The 15363-nt window shown below is 47.3% G+C and carries 11 protein-coding genes; 6 read left to right on the forward strand and 5 right to left on the reverse strand.

The genetic code is table 11. From position 1 onward, the window contains the following. Positions 1-7: 7 nt before the first annotated feature. On the reverse strand, positions 8-2128 hold the full coding sequence (locus H6G00_RS25990) for a serine/threonine-protein kinase (RefSeq protein ID WP_190798938.1): 2121 nt from the start codon (positions 2126-2128) through the stop codon (positions 8-10). Between the two features lie 1304 nt (positions 2129-3432). Here H6G00_RS25990 and H6G00_RS25995 point away from each other — a divergent pair. The 4 genes from H6G00_RS25995 to H6G00_RS26010 all read left to right on the forward strand — a co-directional run bounded on the left by H6G00_RS25995 (position 3433) and on the right by H6G00_RS26010 (position 7433). Next, complete coding sequence (locus tag H6G00_RS25995; RefSeq protein WP_190798939.1) at positions 3433-4677, forward strand: pentapeptide repeat-containing protein; 1245 nt, start codon at positions 3433-3435, stop codon at positions 4675-4677. A 219-nt stretch (positions 4678-4896) separates the two neighbouring features. Continuing rightward, on the forward strand, positions 4897-5397 hold the full coding sequence (locus H6G00_RS26000) for a hypothetical protein (RefSeq protein WP_190798940.1): 501 nt from the start codon (positions 4897-4899) through the stop codon (positions 5395-5397). A gap of 130 nt (positions 5398-5527) precedes the next feature. Then, positions 5528-5764, forward strand: a complete 237-nt coding sequence (locus tag H6G00_RS26005; RefSeq protein WP_190798941.1) for a hypothetical protein — start codon at positions 5528-5530, stop codon at positions 5762-5764. Positions 5765-5822: 58 nt separating this feature from the next. Further along, complete coding sequence (locus tag H6G00_RS26010; RefSeq protein ID WP_190798942.1) at positions 5823-7433, forward strand: glycosyltransferase family 39 protein; 1611 nt, start codon at positions 5823-5825, stop codon at positions 7431-7433. 49 nt (positions 7434-7482) lie between these two features. On the opposite strand, the gene H6G00_RS26015 is transcribed toward H6G00_RS26010, so the two are convergent. The 4 genes from H6G00_RS26015 to H6G00_RS36290 form a co-directional block, all read right to left on the reverse strand. Further along, a complete protein-coding gene (locus H6G00_RS26015; protein WP_190798943.1) occupies positions 7483-8337 on the reverse strand; it encodes a hypothetical protein in 855 nt (284 codons plus the stop codon). 214 nt (positions 8338-8551) lie between these two features. Then, positions 8552-8779, reverse strand: a complete 228-nt coding sequence (locus H6G00_RS26020) for a hypothetical protein (RefSeq protein WP_190643954.1) — start codon at positions 8777-8779, stop codon at positions 8552-8554. 202 nt (positions 8780-8981) lie between these two features. Continuing rightward, the gene (locus H6G00_RS26025) at positions 8982-9212 is read right to left on the reverse strand and encodes a DUF4278 domain-containing protein (protein WP_190643955.1); all 231 of its coding nucleotides are present in this window, start codon (positions 9210-9212) and stop codon (positions 8982-8984) included. 188 nt (positions 9213-9400) lie between these two features. Continuing rightward, positions 9401-9535 (reverse strand): hypothetical protein, encoded by a 135-nt coding sequence (locus H6G00_RS36290; RefSeq protein ID WP_277881971.1) that lies wholly within the window; start codon positions 9533-9535, stop codon positions 9401-9403. Between the two features lie 223 nt (positions 9536-9758). On the opposite strand from H6G00_RS36290, the gene H6G00_RS26030 reads away from it, so the two are divergent. Both H6G00_RS26030 and H6G00_RS26035 read left to right on the forward strand, forming a co-directional pair. Then, positions 9759-11117 (forward strand): AAA-like domain-containing protein, encoded by a 1359-nt coding sequence (locus H6G00_RS26030; RefSeq protein WP_190798944.1) that lies wholly within the window; start codon positions 9759-9761, stop codon positions 11115-11117. After that, entirely contained in the window at positions 11114-15097 is a 3984-nt protein-coding gene (locus H6G00_RS26035; RefSeq protein WP_190798945.1) for an AAA-like domain-containing protein, read from the forward strand. Before H6G00_RS26030 ends, H6G00_RS26035 begins: the two co-directional genes overlap by 4 nt. Positions 15098-15363: the final 266 nt, after the last annotated feature.

Below are 15363 nucleotides of genomic sequence, written 5' to 3' on the forward strand. Positions count from 1 at the left end.
ATTATCCCTAGCGCCAGTCCCAGATTTTAATAGTTTTATCCTTACTGCCACTCACAAGAGTTCTTCCATCAGGGCTAAAAGTGAGTGCCAGCACCCAGTCTGCGTGTGCGTTAAGCGATCGCAACAGCCTTCCAGTTTGCAAATTCCAGGTTTTGAGAGTGTGGTCGGTGCTGCCTGTGGCGATCGTATTTCCATCAGGGCTAATGGCGACTGCCAACACCCGGTCTTCGTGACCTTCCAGGACGTGAAGCACCTGTCCAGTTTGTAGATCCCAAACTCTAGCGGTCTTATCCCAACTGCCGCTCACCAGATATTTACCATCAGGGCTAATGGCGATCGCTCGGACTGCATCGCTGTGTCCAGAAAGGGTACGGAGTAATTTCCCATCCTGGAGGTTCCACAGCTTGATAGTGCCGTCATAGCTACAGCTTGCCAGAGTTTTACCATCGGGGCTAATGGCGACCGACCAGATCGAGTCATAGTGGTCAGTTAGGGTTTGCCGCAGCTCTCCCGTTTGCGGATTCCACAACTTGATGGTGCCATCGTAGCTGCCGCTGGCAATGGTTTGCCCATCAGGGCTGATGGCGATTGACCAGATGGGTCCAGAATGTCCAGAAAGGGTACGAACTAACTTTTGAGTTTGCAGATCCCAAATCCGAATCGTTTTGTCGCCGCTGCCACTGGCGAGGGTTTTGCCATCTGGACTGTAGGCGATCGCCCGTACCGCATCCGAGTGGGCGTTCACCGTTTGCAGCAATTCTCCAGTTAACGGATTCCAAAATTTAACGGTGCGGTCAAAGCTGGCACTGGCGAGAGCTTGCCCATCGGGGCTAATGGCAACTGCCCAAACGGTATCCATGTGTCCAGACAATGATTGTGCTGCCTCAGATTGAGGCTCCTGGACGACGACACTCGCCGGGGTTAGCGACGAGTTAGAAACTTCTTCAAGCGCATCGAATTTGCTGGTGCCCAGGAACGGCGACCACCCAGCATAACTTCCTGCTGCAAGGAGCAGCACCGCTGTGATGCCCGATCCGGCTAGCAACAGGGCAAACCGAGTCATTAAACTAACTTTTGCAGCAGCATTAGGGACGGGCGTAGGTAGAGGAGGGCTAACCGCCATCGTTGGCTCTGCCTCGGCTGGCTTGCGTGGTTTGATGGGTTTTCTAGCTGCCGTAGGAATGCGATCACCATTTTGGAAGGCCGCACGAAGCGCTTGGTTTAGCTCCATAACCGAGGCAAAGCGATCTGCCGGAGCTTTTTCCAAACATTTCATTACCACCGCTTCAACTGCGGGTGAAATGTCGTCGCAGCCAGACTGTTGTCGCAGCGGCAATGGCGATTTAGTTAAATGAGCCACTGCCCACTCTACTCCAGTTAACCGATGCTGTGTCTTACTTTCGGGGTCAAAGCTGTAGGGGTCAGAGCCAGAAAGCATTTCGTAGAGAATGATGCCCAGGCTATAAATATCTGCCCGCTCATCTAGATTTTCCTCCATGCCGTGCTGCTCTGGAGCCGCATAGCGAAACGTGCCCAAAAACATCTCTGTAACGTGAGTTTGCTCAGAGCGATCGCTGCGAATCTTAGCGATGCCAAAATCTAGGATTTTGACCCATTCTCCCAGTGTGGTAGTCACCAAAAAGATGTTGTCTGGTTTCAGGTCACGATGCACAACCTTGACCCGCTCAACCCCTACCTCCTGACGAAGCTGAACGCCTTGATGAGCCAGAAACAATCCAGAACAAACCTGATGGATGATGCTCACAGTTCTGGGAACGGACAGGCGCTTTTCTTGACGCAAAAGCTGTCCCAATGTCTGCCCGTGTAGATACTCCATCACATAAAAGGGATTGCCTTCAGCCGTTACCCCATAATCCATCACCTGAACAATGTGATCGCTTTGCAACGCTGCAATCACTGCCACCTCTCGCTCAAACCGCTTTCTCAACTCTCCAACCGCAAGCCGCTCATTTAAGACTTTCAGCGCAACGTGCTGACCCAACAGCGAATCGGTCGCCAAAAACACATCACCCATACCCCCATTGCTAATCAGGTCGGTAAGAAGATAACGCTGGCGATCGCCAACTGGGCGACCGAGTCGAGTGTCAAGCGGTTGAGAAGGGGGCATTCCGGGAACTCTATCTAAGCTTTAGGAATCTAAACTATTAGAAATAAATAACGAAAGCAACAGCTCAATTAAGAGGAAATGTAGGTTGAAGAAGCTTAACAGTTCAACCCATTTTGGAGAGCCGGAGTGTAGGATTTTCAGAGCCACATTCAAGAATTGAAGCTCAACACGGCTTTTAGCCTAGACACAAAAAGTTAACTCCAAAACGAGCTAGATTGGCTTTCCATTTTGTTAGCTTATTCAGGCAGAAAAAGCAGAATCCGTGTCTTTTAGAGACTGATTATGATCTTCTATGCACTTCAGAAAAATCAATCAGTCTGCCTGATTGTAGCAACCTAGCGACTTCATGCTTTCTTTATGAGCGCACCCTAGGGTATCCGCAAATTTACTGAAGGGCACTGAAATTCGCTGGTAGTCTGGCTCTTTTGATTCTTTCTCCAGGTAGAATAACCCAACAGTCAGTTCTATCCTTAGCTCAGCGGGATAAAAGATATGGGACACAAGCTTTTCACCGTTTTAACCGACTTTAATCCTCCAACCGATTATGAGTAGATTCTCAATCTTCTGGTTTAAAGCTTACGTAAAGTTACCGCAAAATTTGGGATGAACCCATTAGATTAGGATACACAGGGTATTAGAAATAACAGGGATCGAAAAGCTCTACCTTACAAGACTTAATTTCTTTACAATCCCCTGCAAGATTGAATAAATCTGACTGAATACAGTTCGTTCTAAGGCTCCAACTGGAACGCAGAGTTGTTAGTGCCTTCTAAAACCCACTGGTTCTGAAGCTTCAGAGGCATCTCTAAGTAAAACCCCAAAATACTCACCCTAAGTCTGCTATGTTCCACAACTCTCGGCAAACAATCGGTGCTGTCTCTTCTACTGAGTTTGATGCCTAGTTGACTGACAAAACTCCCAGAACTGTGAGTATCTCGTAGGTTGGGTGAAGCGAATGTGCAACCCAACAGAACTCAGGTGGGTGTTGAGTTTCACGTTTTTCACCCAACCTACATCAGAAGATTTGTCAGTCAACCAGGTTTGATGCAGAAACAAAACTGTTATTTCTGCTGTTAGGGACATTCATGAGTCTGTAGTAGTTATCGCTTTGTACCCGCTAGCAAGAGAACCTTTCTCCTAAAAATTCCTGCTGACACAACGCTTGAAGCAGAATTTTAGGATAAAAACGTTTGCTTAAACTTATCCGCTTCTATCTCCAAGTCATCTTTTCAGCTCAGTTGTGGGGCTGAATTGAAAATTGTTTTTAGAAAAATTGACTCATTCACCTTTGGAAACAAAAGATTATGCAATTAAGAGCGATCGCCACTGGAGCAATACTGCTCACCTTTCTCTCCTCCTGTTCATCTCAGGTAGCAGTACAAACCCCAAACCAAGCTTCAAATCAGAGCGCAGATGGTGTTCCAGCCGAATCACAAGGAGTCTCCATTCCTGCACCAGATGAGGAAGATGTCCAACAACTGTTGAGCACTAAGGAATGTCAAGGTTGTAACTTGAGCAGTGCAGACTTGAGCAGCGCAGATTTACAGAATGCAAATCTTCAAGGCGCAGATTTGCGAGGTGCTAACCTGAGCCAAGCGAATCTAAGTGGCGCAAACTTAGTTCAGGCAGATCTTAGGGCTGCAAACTTGGTTCAGGCAAATCTCACCCAGGCGAGACTGACAGCCGCGCAAATGAGTTGGTCAGGTAACAGTGAAGGGGCTGAAGGCTACGGCAGAACCAATCTTCAGCAGGCTGACCTGAGCGGCGCTGATCTGATCACTTCTTACATTCGAGGCGCTGATCTGACTGAGGCAAACCTCACTGGCGCATTTCTCCATGCCGCAGATTTGAGTCAGGCAATTCTCACCCAAGCCAACTTTGAGCGGGCCGATCTGTTTGGGGTGAAAATGCAAGAAGCCGACTTAACTGAAGCTAATCTCAGTGGGGTTGTGCTGCAAGGAGCAGATTTTAGTCGAGCTATCCTAACTGGGGCTGACTTAAGTAGCGCCAACTTATTTTGGGCAAAGCTCGGTGAAGCAAACTTGAGTAACGCCAATTTAGAAGGCACTAACTTTGCCGTAGCCATTCTAACTGGGGCTACCTTGAGTGGCGCAAATATGCAAAGCACCTATTTACACGCCGCAGAGTTAAGTGGCGCAGATTTAAGCAATGCCACTCTGACAAAGGCAGACTTGAGTGCTGCAATTCTGGTCGGGGCAAACTTGAACGGCGCTTTGCTTCAGGAAGCTAATGTAAAACGAGCCACGCTAACCGGAGCAGACTTCACCAGCGCTAACCTACAAGGAGCAAACTTTCAGGGCGTTGATTTAGTTGGCGCAAACTTAAGTCAAGCGAATCTTGAACAGACTGATCTGACAGAGGCATACATCACTGAGGCTAACCTCAGCCAAGCAAAATTGCGAGAAACCGTGTTGGTTGGAGCTAGATTGAGCAATACCAATCTGGAAGGAGCCAATCTGGAAGAGGCGATCGCCGATGGACTTCCCGCTGTAGCCGAAGAGCAACCGCACCAACACTCTCAACAATAAGAGACTCTGCCTCCACTTTCTTAGCAGACTTTTTCTGACCTTTGATCTCACTTTCTCTGACCGACAGAGGGAGTGAGTTTTTTTATGCTAAGTGAATGTTGATCACGAGTCAATAACCATTAGTCATTAATCATTGATCAACTGGGAAGTGCTGGGTTTACGAATAGCCCACCTTCAATCACTTTCGCTTGTGTAGAGCTACAGGAAACAGGTTATATCATGATTCATCACATTTCACTTGCAGTTGACAATCCGCGCCATGTTGCTCAAGTTTTAGCAGAACTATGGCAAGGGGAATTTGCTCCTTTTCCACCTTGTGACGGTGCCTATATGGTGCTCCCGTTGGACATCAACGGAACGCTAATTGAACTTTTGCCACGAGGAACTGAACTGATTCCTAGAACGGAAGAGAGGGAAGCTCAGTTTGCACAAAACCTCAATTCCTCTGCCTACACGGCAACTCACGCTGCAATTTCTGTTCCAGTGAGTGAGGAGGAGATTCGAGCGATCGCCCAACGTGAGGACTGGCATATGATTCGTTGCAATCGTGACGACTATTTTGAGGTGATTGAGTTTTGGGTCGAAAACCACTTGCTGATCGAACTGTTGCCACCTGCGATCGCCTCTCAATATCTCTCATTTATGCATCCTCAAGCATTGCGGCCATTTCTCACCAATATGGCGATCGCTTCTCCTGAGGACATTACCCAAGCGGGTTGAGCCAAAGTCAGAAACACTTCAACCCCAAAGCTGACGGGGGCGATCGCCTAACTATGGACACAACAAAATCTCAACGTAACTTACTACACATTGCCCCACTGCAATATTAGACAAAACAAAGAGGCTTATTATGTTGACTACTGCAATCAAGACCTGTTGGATTTTCGTTAAAGACAGCCGATTCGACAGAATTTGGCAACTGTTCACTAACAATTCACCCGGTTCAACCGACCTTAAAGTTGTCTGGAAGAATAACTGTCAGGGCGAGCGTTACCTGCAAATTTACGATGTGACGACAGAAAAACGCCATTATTTTGATTCTGAACAAGAAGCTCGGATTTGGCTGGAAAAGCGTTACAGCAGCTAATACATCAATGTAACTCAGCGAACAAACTCTCTTTTACCAACCCCGAGAGGGTACTCCAATGATGAAATACGAACAACCCTGGATACAGGGGTTGAAGATGGCACTGGCAATTGTAATAGTTTTTGGTGTTCTCTTTCGCCTAGTTAATCTAGACCAAAAGCCCTACTGGCACGACGAAACTTACACCTCTTTGCGAATTTCGGGGTTCAAAATTGAGGAGGTGATGCAGCTTTTTAATGGGCAGATTATTGATGTGGAGGCATTACGCCCCTACCAGCAGGTTTCTCCTGAGCATGGGGCGATCGCCACCATTCAACGTATCGCCGAAGAAGATTCACAGCATACTCCCCTGTACTTTGTCATTGTGAGAGCCTGGGCAAAACTGTTCGGCAGTTCTATTGTGTCGCTGCGAAGTTTGTCTGTCGTGTTCAGCATTCTGTCATTGCCGTTCATGTATTGGCTTTGTGTGGAGTTATTTGCCCTCCCGCTAGTTGGTTGGATGGCAACCGCACTGATGGCAACCGCACCGATTTATATTCGCTATGCACAGGAGGCAAGACCTTACAGTATGTGGATTTTGCTCATCCTGATTACTTCTACTTTCCTGTTGAAGGCAATACGGCAGAAGACGACAGTAGGTTGGGGAGTTTATGCGATCGCCATGATCGCTGCTCTTTACTGTCACGTATTTTCCGTACTGGTATTGGTGAGTCACGGAATGTATGTGTTGGCGATACAGCGTTTTCGGTTAACTGGAGCGGCGATCGCCTACTTAATGAGTGCATCAATTGCCGTTCTCAGTTTTCTTCCCTGGCTACGAGTGATGTGGATGAGCCGAGAACGGTTGGTTCTCACTACAAATTGGGCAAAAGTGCCACTGCCTTTTACGGAACTTGTCAAAAGCTGGAGCCTGAATCTCTGTCATGCTTTCGTTTCTATTCCATCGTCTTCTCTAAATGGCATATTGATTGGTTTGAGTGCAGGCATTTTGCTGTTGATTGCAGGTGCAGTCTATTACCTTCAACGTCGCACCAGGCAAGTTTGGATACTGCTTTTTGCCCTAATGGGCGTTACGACTGCCACATTTCTTTTGCCTGACTTAGTCACGGCGGGTCGGCGTTCTGCGGTCGATCGCTACTTCTTTATCTGCTACTTAGGAATTCATCTCACCGTTGCTTATCTGCTGGCATCTCAGCTTGTCCGCAACACCACAAATCTAGTTCAATTGAGATTATGGCAAGTGATCACAGTGATATTGCTCTCCGGCAGCATTCTTTCCAATGTAGTCACGATGCAGGCGGATACCTGGTGGGGATGGTCAGAGTTTGATGTGAAAGTTGCCGAACAAATTAATCAATCTCAGCAGCCACTCGTGATCTCTGACATGCCGTTTGGAGGAATTATGCCGGTTGGACATCGGCTTCACTCCAACACAAAACTGTTGCTGTTAACTGAAGCTACAGTTGATGAGTTGCAGTGGACTGAACATGAGTTTAGCGACGTGTTTGTCTATAATCCAAGCGATCGCCTTCAGTCTACGCTCACCCGGCAGGGCAAGGCACTCACGCCAATCTACCAGTTTAGGGACAATACATTGGCGATCGCCCTCTATCACGTTCAGCCCAGTGATACGAAAATCGGCACTGCTCATCAAACAATTGCGTTCTAATTTGTGTCTAGGCTTAAGCAACATTTGACAGCGTGAATTTGTTACTGAGTTAGTAGTTTGATGCTTGAGCAAGATTTCTATCAGCGTGTTGACCAACATTAAGATCAACATCCTGGATAAAGATAACCTTTAGGTTGCACATTTTACCCGTTAGCGGCAGAAGCAACCGTCCATTCGTCAGGCTCAAATCGTACTGTTTGGTTTCACCACCGTTATTCACTTCAAGGAATGCAGATAAACCTTCATACCTGCCGTTTGCGGTGATTTGATAGGCCGATACTCGCAACTCACGAGTAAAGCGAGTGGGCAGCAAAAAAGAGGCGAAGTGAAGCAATGGAGCATCAAAAACCGTGCCAGCAGAAGTCTGTAGATGAATTGCACCCCTGGCATAACTCAAACAAACCTGAGCAGCGAGAGGTTGACCGTTTGAGGTAAGAGAAAAAGTACTTTGTCGATCTGTTCGTGTATCTTGCCGCAATTCTAATACAGTTCTGGAAGTAAGAATACCCTGACGAATCAGCATCAGCGGTATTGCTAACAACAATATGCTGACGAGGGCACCCACCCAAAAACTCGTAGGATACTGCCAAATTACAGCTCCATGCACAAATAAGCTGGCTAACAGAGGAATCGTTAGAACTCCTAAATAGGCATCTTCAGGGTGAACTGAACCGTTTCGAGCTGCTCTGGCGATCGCCATTACAATCAACCCATTTATCACACTTAATGACAGCACAGTTCCAACGCCTGCCCCAATACCGAGTTTGGCGATCGCCACCGGCACAGCTAACACGCTTTCTCCAACGGTTTCAAGCAAAGTAAGGGTTAGCACAATCCAGAGAAGAGGCAAAGTTTCTAACCGAGCAATTAAAGCAAACCATTGTGCGCGAAGTAAGTTGTTCATGGGTTGACACGGCTGGATAAGTGGGGCGATTTAAAGGGCGAATTTGGAGACTTGCATTCTCCAAAGAGAAAAGGGAGCCGGATTAAAGTCCTTCTCTGGTGGGAGAAAGATGTAGAGTGAGGGCCGTTCAGAAGACACACTAGATTATTGTCATTTGTGATTAATCACGAGTTATCAAACTCACAACTTATGATGGACTCATGACAATCACCTCTTAATGACAATCATCTCTAGTCAAGTTGATTTGCCATAGCTGCTCTAGAACTGCGATCTGCTTTCGCAGGGCAGAAGCTCGATGTCTTTTGCGAAAAATAACTCCGACTGCGATCAAAAGCGGCAGGACGATGATCAAGGTTCCGATTAGGCTGTCGTAAAAACTAACTTGTCCAACGTTAGGTTGAGCAGTGCTAGATACTTCTTGATAGCGTGAGGGGCGTTGCATGTACTTTGCTCCTTAATTCAGGGGAGGCTTTAAGAGCAATCGATTTTAGAGAAAATAGGGGACGTTGGGGCAAATGAGATATGTCCCCTATCTTTTAGTTCAGATCTAATACCAGTTCTTTTTAAGGCTGTATATTTTGGAGCGTGCCCCGCGTACGCGGGGCACGCTCCAAAATATACGGCTTCATGTAGAAACGGTATAACTAGGCAGTTGCAGGTTGCCAGCCAGTCTCGCCATTTCTTGTAGCACTGCGACGAGTTACACCAGGAGTATAGGAAATACCGCGATATTTCAATTCCTGTGTAATTTGTGGCATTGCTGCGTATTGACGAAGCTGATAGTCGCTGCCACGATAATGACCCGTTGTGACCTGATCAAGGTTGACCTGAGTAGCAGACGAGTCATAGCTTGAGCCACGGTAAGTGAGTAACATGGTCGTTCTCCTGAAGATACTTAGTTAGGGGGCGTTGCTAAGCAAAGGAGCTAGCGGGGGCTAAACCATTTGCTCAATAAGCGAGGCTTAGTAGGAGCGGAGTGCAACCCGGCTGTTCCTGCAACTGAATCTAGTTTGGCTTTGATGCCCCCTATCAACAATCGGGGTTTAGGCTTTTAAGCAGGAACTTAAGCGTTTTTGAGTGAAAGATAGGCGATCGCCCTATTCTTAAAGGGTTGACCTATCAACACAACCACTGCCAGCAGATGAACGCGACTTAAGTCAGGAGCCGATAAGCTTATCTCAGAAAGAAATTCACTCAATTGAGTGATTTCACGTAGACTCAATTTGCACTAGCGCTGCTCCGCTTAGTTCTGCTTAATCCTAATAGAACGTGCGCAAACCCACGTCAGTCTTGGTATCCGCTTAGTTTTCACCTTCACGTAGACAACGATAGGCGATTTTGAAGAAAAACTGTTTAGCAGCAGAGATACAAGGTATATAGTGTAAATACTGTTGCAAGTGTGTCTGACTGAATGTGTAGCTATGGTACAAACTGGGCAACCAAAACGCAGACGCAGACGCGGTGTAATCCTCACTCCAGAGGGATTAGATCGATTTCAACAGGCCAAATCGGACGCAGAATTTGAGGAAAATGCCGGACATCGCTACACATTAGAGGCGCTGAGTGAGCGTACGGGTTTGGCTGTAGATACGCTGATGAAAATGCTAGCTTGTGAGGCAGGTGTAGACAAGCAAACTTTAAAGGTCGGTTTTAGGGCGTTTAAGCTGACTCTAAAAGAGGGTGATTATTATCATCCAGATGCCCAGGAGGAGGAGCCTGAAGGCTCAGAGGCGGAGGAGATAGGACTACAGTTACCCGATTTGCCGGGAGGGCAAGTTCCTTTAGATTCTACGTTTTATGTTGAACGAGCAGCGATCGAAGCGGACTGCTATAAAACGGTTCTGCAACCAGGTGGGCTAATTCGGATCAAAGCGCCTCGCCGCATGGGTAAGACCTCACTAATGAGCAGGATTTTGCGTCAGTCCGCTCAGCGCGGCTGCCAAACGGTATCGTTGAGTTTTCAGTTGGCGGATAAGGATATTTTTCGCGATCTTGATCCGTTCCTGCAATGGTTTTGTGCCAACGTGGGGTTAGGGTTAGAGATTCCCAAACGCTTGGACGAGTATTGGGACGATCTATTTGGCAGTAAGATTAGCTGCAAGATTTATTTCGAACAATATCTATTACCCCAAATCGCACAGCCGTTGGTTCTGGCATTAGACGATGTCGATCGCCTGTTTGAGTATCCTGATCTGGCAGATGAGTTTTTTGGGCTGTTGCGAACCTGGCACGAAGAAGCCAAAAATCGCGATATTTGGAAGCAGTTGCGACTGGTGGTTGCTCACTCGACAGAAGTCTACATTCCGCTAAATGTAAACTCATCTCCATTTAATGTAGGTTTACCGATTGAGCTGAAAGCTTTTACAAGCAAGCAAGTCCAGGATTTAGCAGAGCGACATGGGCTGAACTGGGCAGAAGAACAGACTGACCATTTGATGAATTTGGTGGGAGGTTATCCTTACTTAATTCAGGTGGCGCTCTATCATATCTGGCATCAGGATGTCACTTTAGAGCAGGTGTTGCAGCCTTCCACGATCGCCACTGGAATTTACAGCGACCACCTGCAACGGCAGCTTTGGTATTTGCAACAGCACCCAGAGTTAGCCACTGCTTTTGCTCAAGTGGTTGCGGCGACAAAGCCCGTTGAATTGAGCTTGGTTCAAGCATTTCGGCTACAAAGTTTAGGTTTAGTGCATCTCCAGGGAAATCAGGCTGTTCCAAGCTGTGCGCTCTATGCTCAATATTTCCGCGATCGCCTCGCAGAGAGAATTCCTTCATGACGAGATTACGTCCTTCATCATTGCGGGCGATTCTGATCGTTCCCTTTGTGCTACAGCTTGCCGGAGCGATCGGACTCGTTGGATATTTCTCCTTCCGCAATGGACAGGAAACCGTACAAGACCTGTCTTCTCAACTTCGCTATGAAATCACAGCCCGCATTGAACAACAGCTTCAATCTTATGTCGATATTCCTCACTCACTGAATCGGGTGAATGCCAGCGCTCTGGTAGAAGGGGATATCAACATTCTCGAAGCTGAAGGATTTAATCAACTGTGGGAACAAGCCAAAATTTACCCTAATACCAACCTAATTTATTGTGCTAGTGAACAGGATGGCTCGCTACTGGGGGTCGGTCGCAACGAGAACGATCGCTCTCTGCGACTGATCACCTATAACCAGAAGACGGGTCATCTAGGACATTATTACAACTTGAATAGCGTGGGCGATCGCACTACTTTACAGGGGGTCGGAAGCAACCGATTTGATGCCCGCGTTCGTCCCTGGTATGGAGCCGCCAAAGCCCGTGGGGATGCCTCCTGGAGCGAAATCTACTTAGACTTTGATACCCAACTGCCCACTATCACTGCCAGCTCTCCGGTTTACGATCGCAATAACCAACTGATTGGGGTCTGTGCGACTGACTTTATCCTACCGGCTGAAATGAGTGCTTTCCTGAAAACCTTGAAAGTGGGGCGATCGGGGGAAACTTTTATCATGGAGCGTTCAGGCACTCTCGTTGCCACCTCTACTGAAGAAAAACTGATTGAGGAACAGGGAGACGACGTAAAATATCGCCTTGCCTGGGAGAGTACCGATCCGTTGATTCGCGGCACTGCTACTTACTTACAAGAACATTTCCAAAACTTCAGCGCCATTCAGCAGGCAGAACAGCTTAACTACAAACTCGACGGACAGCAACAGTTGGTGCAGGTCTTGCCCTTTCAAGATGGGCGCGGCATCGATTGGCTGATTGTAGTAGTAGTCCCTGAAGCTGACTTCACGGGTGAAATTCGCGAAAACACTCGCGCCACGTTTATTCTCTATGTCCTTTCCCTCATCACCGCGATTGGTGTTGGCATTGTCACAGCCCGTTGGGTAACCAAACCTATCTTGCGCCTCAACGCTGCCGCCAAAGATATTGCCAAAGGTGAGTGGAACAAACCCGTTGAAACCAATCGTACAGATGAGTTAGGTGAGTTAGCCCAATCCTTTAACCAGATGGCAAGTCAACTTCAGGACTCCTTTATTGCCCTGGAAACGCGCAACGCAGACCTACAGAAAACCAAAGATGAGTTAGCCAATGCAAACGAACAGTTAGAGGCGGTGCTGGATGCGGTTCCCGGAGCGATTTCCTGGATTGCTTCGGACGGCATTTATTTAGGCATCAATTCTTACCTGGCTCAAAGCCTCCACCTCACGCCCGAAGCAATTGTGGGCAACCCGATTGGGACCGTTGGCAATAGCCCCAAATACATTACCTTTGTCCAAAACTTCCTCAACAATTCCACCAACTCTGCCTCCGAAGAAATTCCGGTTCAGGTGAATGGTGAGGAGCGTTATTACCTGTTTGCGGCTCAAAAATACCAGCAGGGAGCGGCGATCGTTGTCGTCGGCATTGACATCACCGAACGCCAGCGCGCCCAGGAGGAATTGCGTCAGGCGCAACTCACCAACCAGGCAATTGTTAGCGCTATTCCTGACTTACTCATGCGGATTCGCAGTGATGGCACCTACTTGGGGGCTATCCCCGGCAGAACGACCCGGATGCTGAAGGAAGACAGTTTTCACGTTGGCGTAAACATCTACGACCTGATGCCCCACCACAGTGCTCAAGAGCGAATGCACTACGTCCAACAAGCACTCAACACCAGTGAACTACAAGTTTATGAATATGACCTGGAACTGGAGGGAAACCATCACTACGAAGAGGCGCGACTGATTCCGCTCAACCCAGACGAAGTGTTAGTCATTGTCCGAGACATGACGCAGCGCAAGCAATCAGAACAGGCGCTGCAGCAGAGTGAGGCAAATAATCGAGCTTTGATTGCAGCCATGCCAGATTTGCTGATTCGGGTCAGTCGCGATGGCACCTATCGAGATATTCAGGGTAGAAATCGGCTGGCTATCCATAGCAGTGATCATTTTCAGATAGGAACCACGGTTTATGAATCATTGCCGCCTGTAGAAGCTCAGCGACGGATGCACTACATCCAAAGAACGCTGCAAACTGGGGCAATGCAGGTCTACGAACAGCAGCTTTCGATTGACGGGCATTTGCAATATGAGGAAGTGCGAATGGTTGTCACGGGCAAGGATGAGGTGCTGATGATCATTCGCAACATCACGGAGCAAAAGCGCGCAGAAGCAGCACTCCAAATTGCAGAAGAAAACTATCGAGGCATTTTTGAGAATGCCCTGGAAGGGATTTACCAATCCACGCCACACGGTATCTTTATTCGCGTGAACCCAGCAATGGCAAGGATGTATGGCTACGCTTCTCCACATGAAATGATCGCTAGCGTGACTAACATTGAACAGCAAATGTATGTCGATCCGGTGGGGCGAGAGGCGTTTCGCCAATATATGTCAGACACCGGCGAAGTAAAGAATATGGTGTATCAAAGCTATCGCAAAGATGGCAGCATCATTTGGGTTGAGGAAAATGCCCGGGCAGTGCGAAATGAAGATGGTCATCTGCTCTATTACGAAGGCATTATCGAAGATATCACTGACCAAAAGCGACAAAAGGAAATTTTGGAAGAAAAGGTCGTTGAGCGCACGCAAGAGTTATCCGAAACGCTGCAAATCCTCAAGGCAACGCAGGCAGAATTGATGATCGAAAATGCGCTGCTTAGAAGTGCAGAAGACGCAGTTACCTATGATTATCAGGTAGGCGGGAGCCTGCCGTTGGATGCCCCGACTTACGTGGTTCGACAAGCCGATCGCTACCTCTATGCCGGACTCAAACGCGGTGAGTTTTGCTATGTATTCAATGCTCGCCAAATGGGTAAATCGAGCTTACGGGTACAGATTATGCGACGACTTCAAGCTGAGGGCTTTGTCTGTGCAGCGATCGACATTTCTGAAATTGGCAATCGACGGCTTTCAGATGAGCAGTGGTATGCAGGATTTATCTATTCTCTTGCCAGCAACTTTAATTTGCTGGATCGGGTTGATATTCGAACTTGGTGGCGCGATCGCAGCTTTCTATCACCTGTACAGCGTTTAGGAGACTTCCTTTACGATGTCTTACTGACTCACCTTCCCGAAAAAATTGTTATTTTCATTGATGAGATTGACAGCGTAATCAATCTCGACTTTGAGATTGACGACTTTTTTGTATTGCTTCGTGCCTGCTACAACAAACGCGCTGATCATGCTGATTATGCGCGTCTCACCTTTGCCTTATTTGGCGTTGCCACCCCTTCACAGCTGACTCACGACAAAATTCGTACTCCATTTAATATTGGGCAGGCCATTCCGCTCAAAGACTTTCAGCTTCACGAAGCACAGCCCTTACTCCAAGGTTTAGCAGAAAAAGTAAAAAACCCACAAGCCGTATTACGAGAAGTGATTGGCTGGACTAATGGACAGCCTTTCCTAACTCAAAAAATCTGTCGTTTGATTCGCAATTCTCAGTCTGAAATTCCGACAAACCAGGAAGCTATTTGGATTGAGGAATTGGTGCGAACTCACATTATTGAAAACTGGGAATTTAATGACGAACCAGAACATTTAAGGACGATTCGCGATCGCTTGCTCAAAGACCCTCTCCGCGCCATTGAACTGCTAACGCTCTATCGTAAAGTTTGGCAGCAAGAAGAAGTCACTGCAGCTGACAACCCCGACCAGACAGAGCTTTTGCTATCAGGACTTGTTGTCAAACACGCCAACAGGCTCGAAGTTCATAATCGCATCTACACCATCATTTTCAACTGTGACTGGATTGATCAAACACTCACTGCGTTGCAAAAGTAACTCAAACTCTTAAATCTAGTGATTAAAATACTACGCCCTCAAAACTTTAACTACTTAATACTTTTAATTCGGATCTATGCATTTAGTGTTCGCAAATTTCATACAGGAACTATTTTATTCAAAGTTTACTGATTTCAAGAAACTATAAAGATTAGAAGAACTTAAAGTCGGAACATTGAATTATACTTCTAGCACTCATAGTATCTACGCATAGAGTAACGAGAATCTTAAAGCGTTTATAGCGTTACATGCATACGCTAAGACGT

The sequence above is a fragment of the Leptolyngbya sp. FACHB-541 genome, from assembly GCF_014695875.1.
Classification (GTDB): Bacteria; Cyanobacteriota; Cyanobacteriia; order Elainellales; family Elainellaceae; genus JAAUTN01.